General features: G+C 35.3%; 4 protein-coding genes and 3 pseudogenes. 2 read left to right on the top strand and 5 right to left on the bottom strand.

Annotated features, from left to right (window positions below):
* Positions 1–532: 532 nt before the first annotated feature.
* Positions 533–931: a DUF1259 domain-containing protein gene (locus AC1DJR_RS19180; protein WP_477003261.1), complete on the top strand. Its 399-nt coding sequence runs from the start codon at positions 533–535 to the stop codon at positions 929–931.
* Between the two features lie 236 nt (positions 932–1167).
* On the opposite strand, the pseudogene AC1DJR_RS19175 reads toward AC1DJR_RS19180, so the two are convergent.
* Positions 1168–1454 (bottom strand): annotated as a pseudogene (locus AC1DJR_RS19175) (ATP-binding protein); the annotation flags it as partial.
* A pseudogene (locus AC1DJR_RS19170) lies at positions 1446–1697 on the bottom strand (response regulator); the annotation flags it as partial. The pseudogenes AC1DJR_RS19175 and AC1DJR_RS19170, both read right to left, overlap by 9 nt.
* 69 nt (positions 1698–1766) lie before the next feature.
* Between AC1DJR_RS19170 and AC1DJR_RS19165 the strand changes: the two are divergent.
* Positions 1767–2027 (top strand): annotated as a pseudogene (locus AC1DJR_RS19165) (PepSY domain-containing protein); the annotation flags it as partial.
* 412 nt (positions 2028–2439) lie between these two features.
* Here AC1DJR_RS19165 and AC1DJR_RS19160 read toward each other — a convergent pair.
* The 3 genes from AC1DJR_RS19160 to AC1DJR_RS19150 all read right to left on the bottom strand — a co-directional run.
* A protein-coding gene (locus tag AC1DJR_RS19160) for an IS3 family transposase (protein WP_477003260.1) occupies positions 2440–3635 on the bottom strand; the annotation gives its coding sequence in 2 pieces (ribosomal slippage) (positions 2440–3338 and positions 3338–3635; 1197 coding nt in all).
* Positions 3636–3746: 111 nt separating this feature from the next.
* Entirely contained in the window at positions 3747–3863 is a 117-nt protein-coding gene (locus tag AC1DJR_RS19155; RefSeq protein ID WP_193665139.1) for a YjcZ family sporulation protein, read from the bottom strand.
* Positions 3864–4077: 214 nt separating this feature from the next.
* Positions 4078–4268 (bottom strand): DUF2306 domain-containing protein (locus AC1DJR_RS19150; RefSeq protein WP_477003259.1); only part of this gene is annotated, 191 nt, incomplete at its 5' end.

Here is a 4268-nt window from a genome sequence, read left to right as displayed (position 1 = left end):
GTGGAGGAGTGGGATCTATRTTAGGTRATRCYCAWRCTGGATGGCTAATAGGRATGGGYGCTGGATTTMTTGGGATGGCTTTAACGAGACTGATCAGAAAGTAATATAACGGGATTCTTCTTCGGGTAAATAAGGAAATATGTATGTAAGTAATTCATGGTATAAGAGCTCTATAAGTTATAGTTAGAAGTTTCTCTTTTGTATTTGTCTTTTCTAAATTTCTCCATACATAGATATGATTCTCAAGTCGGAGGATGGCACCTTAGGGTGTCTTTTTTATGCTCTCTAAAAATGTCTTAATATATAATAGTCGAGTTTTGCCTTCAGTCTCCGATGCCCATCAAGCATAAAAGGAAAAACACCTCATAACAAAAAAATTCTGCACCATTTAAACTCTGGTAACAATTCATATGATCAAGAATAATTGAGCTAACAGTTTTCGTTAGATTGCCATYATCTTTTTTGTAATAGAATAGATTCATTACCGTTTCAGACCKATGTATTCATTCATAACCTAACAGTAAAAGGGGGGATGATTAAAGRCATGGCGATTAATGATGAATTAATTTGTCAACAGTTTGCAAGAATTATCGGTGGCCAAGAAGGATTCGCCGGTGGAAAATGCGTGGCAACAATAAATCGGGATGAAATACAAGCAACAATCTTGGGRAAACGTTTTAGAGTAACAACTTCCTTCTCATTCGAATCAMGAGATAATAAAACTGGACGGGCATTATGTCTAGGSCGGRTAGCRCTMTTRCAAAAGGAAGTCACTGMATTTGTTGCTACAATTATTAAACAAGGAATAATCGTTTCGTCTATACACAATGAGTGGTTATGTGATGATCCAAATTTAATTTACGTTAATATCGAAGACGTTGATGATCCACTAATTTTCGCAAGGAAAGTCAGAAGAGCGTTATGCAATTAACCAATTTTTTTAGTTAAATGAGTGATTGTGTTGATTAGAATATTTCAGATTGTTGAATGGTATACTTGGAAAATAGATTTAAGTAGATGGTTTTATAAAATCTCATATATAGCTAAAAAGAGTAACTCCATTTTGATCGCTTTTTTTCAAAATGGAGTTTTTGTATTTACTTTTAAATAAGGACTGAAGAGAGCTTTTTAATCAATCTGTATTCTAAAGCTAAAACCGAGCATACATTATRCTCGGTTTTCAATTGGTAGTTTAAATGTAAAAGTACTGCCTTCTCCTAATTCACTTTCAACGGTAATTTCTCCTCCGTGTAGTTCGACAATCCTAAACCTGTGTTTCCATTGTTTGAAGATGTTCGTGCTGCGTCAACTCGGTAGAAGCGGTCCCATATTTTCGCAATATGTTGCTCGCTGATGCCTATGCCATTATCGGAGACTTTACCTATTATGTTGGTTTCATCACGGAACAGTTGTATATTCACAATGCCGTTCGCTTTGCTATAAGCAATCGCATCTTTAGCTGTAAGAAGCAAGACAGGAGTTGTATTATTGTCCGCGCGTAATCTTTGTAACACTTGTAAACCATCTATTCCGGGAATCATAATGTCAAGCACAATCAAATCGTAGGTAGCCATGCTTATATAATCCAAGGCATCTTCTCCATTCCCACATCCATCGACACTATAATATTCTGCATTTAATCGTTTTACCAATATATTTTGTAAGTCTTGTTCATCTTCGACAATAAGAACTCGCATTAACATTCTCCTTTTCTTCTTATTTATATGTATCACTATAATTCCGAAACATTAAAGAAAGATTAGAAACATGCAAAAAAGAATGAAAACTACACAGAGAAACAAGTTCGTGAAATTTCTTTAGCTCATACAAATGGAGAAATTATTAATGTGAAAAAAGAATTCGAATTAGAAGATGACAAATTAGCACAATCTACATTTGAGTATGAAGTGGAAATCAAGACACCTGAGAATCTATTAAATATTTTAAAGGTTAGTGCTAGAACAGGCACAATAGAAATCAATAATGAAGATTTAAAAAAATTGACCAATAAAATATCATGTATTTAAAAAAGCTCCTCACAAAATTTGTTAGGAGTTTTTTCACGTTTATACTCTACTATTCTAAAAGGGGGCACGCTACATCGCTATCAAGTTAAGAAATACACTCATTTCCCAAACGAAAAAATGAGCTGAATTCTCATAAATAACTGTAGAGGTATAAATTTTTCGTTTTGGAGATATTTTGAAATTTTAGCTTGATGGTGATGTGACGCTATCCCTTATATGGATGATAAGAAGATGAAACAAGTTGATGAGCTATATAACTCGCGCGACGAGATAGAAGAGAGAATGAGCAGGTAAAAAAGATTATATTGCATAAAGTTTACGAGAAAATGAGAGTATACTTTGGTATTGTGTAATAAAGAAAAGACACCCATATATGGTCTTATCCCCGTCAAGTAGACAGCTTTAAAAAAGACTAAGCAGCCATTGAGATTCGATATTCAATCGGAGCTCGATGATTGAGTCGTTTTTGGAATCGTTTGTAGTTATAATGATAGATGTATGTTTCAATTGCTTGAATYARTTCTYCYTTTGTTTGATAATMATTRAGATAAAACATTTCAGATTTAAAATGAGARAAGAATGATTCAATRCAAGCATTGTCATGGCAGTTTCCTTTGCGAGAGTGGCTGCCGATGGCACCTAGCTGTTGAAGCGTACGATGATAAGCATGAGATGTGTATTGGAATCCTTGATCCGAGTGGATGATGGTTCCATACACATCTCTTTTTTTTGTTGCTAAATCAAGTGTATCGAGAACAAGTTGTAGATCATTGCGATGTGAGAGTTTCCAGGCAACAATTTCATTATTGTAAATGTCTTGGACGACCGATAAATAGAGAAAATTATCTTTGAATGGCAAGTAAGTGATGTCTGTGACAAATACCTCATTTTGTTTGCGATTTTGGAATTGGCGTTCTACTACATTTGGGAAAATCTTTGAGGATTTCCCTTTAAAAAAGCGACGCTTTTTACGGATGATCGATTGAATTTGAAGCTCTTGCATAAGTCTACATACTTTTTTGTGATTCACTAAAAAGCCCTCTTCTCGTAAGGCAATTGTCATACGAGGATAGCCATATTCCTTGTGTTTTATGTGAATCGCTTGAATTTGTTCACGCAGTGTATCATCCTTTGAAAAACGTAATTTTCTTTGCGTACGTGTTGAACGCCATTTATAGTAGCTAGARCGATTTAACTGMGCAATGACGACAAGCCAGRTTACTTTGTAYCGAGAACGTAGTTCTTCAATAATCTCGTACTTMGYCGTTTGAGCAAGRACACCTCCTAYAGATTTGGATACTGCTTTTTTAAGTAMGCCACCTGTGCCTTATAGTATTCCAACTCTTCTTCCATACTATCGAATTTCGTACGAGGACGACCTTTCAAGGGATTTTTGAGGCCCTTATTACCACTACTTTTTCCCCGTGAGTCTGAAATACCGCCTGTTTCTTGATATTTTCTAACCCACTCTATTAATTGCGTTCTACTTTTAAGTCCATATTTCTTCGCTATAGCTGATTGRCTACCCTCACCATTTAAAAAACTTTCTACAGCTTGTATCTTTAATTCATTTGAATAAGTTTGAAATGTAGACCCTTTTTTAGCCATAATAAAATCCCCTCCAAGTAGAAGTGTAACATCCATGTTTGTTCATGGTCTTTTTACACTGTCTACCTTAAGGGGATAATATCATATAAGAGTGTCTTTTCCGATAGTTTTTTAGCAGAAGCAAGCAGCTCCAACAATGATTAATAAAATAAATAATACAACTAATAAAGCAAATCCTCCAGCAAAGCCGCCTCCGCCACAACTACCACAACTACCACCAAAGCCCATTTTAATCGCTCCTTTGAGTAGGAGGGGAACTTCAAGGTCACTCATGTATTTTAATGGATTCTATTTACTTTATGTTTTTACGCAGTAATTGAGCAGGTCCTTTTGAAAATAAAGAAAAGACACCTAAGGTGATCTTCTTATGTAGGGCGGGAAGACATCGGCCTTCCTTTCGGGTTGCCATCAAGGGATTCAGCCGAGTTACGTATAAATTGCATCAAAAATGTAAATCAGCATTTTTCTGTTGTTGTCCTTTATTAAGACTCTGTCTTATAAATAATTCTGCAATGATTAAATTTGGCACCCACGCTAACCAAGCAATAACGGCATAACTAAGTTCGAAATGCTTCAGTCCAAATAGCAATACAAATAAAGGTAGCCAAATTCTTAATGTAACTGCCGCAAAGG

The sequence above is a fragment of the Bacillus sp. 05T31 genome, from assembly GCF_056396725.1.
This window is presented reverse-complemented; position numbering and strand designations above follow the sequence as displayed.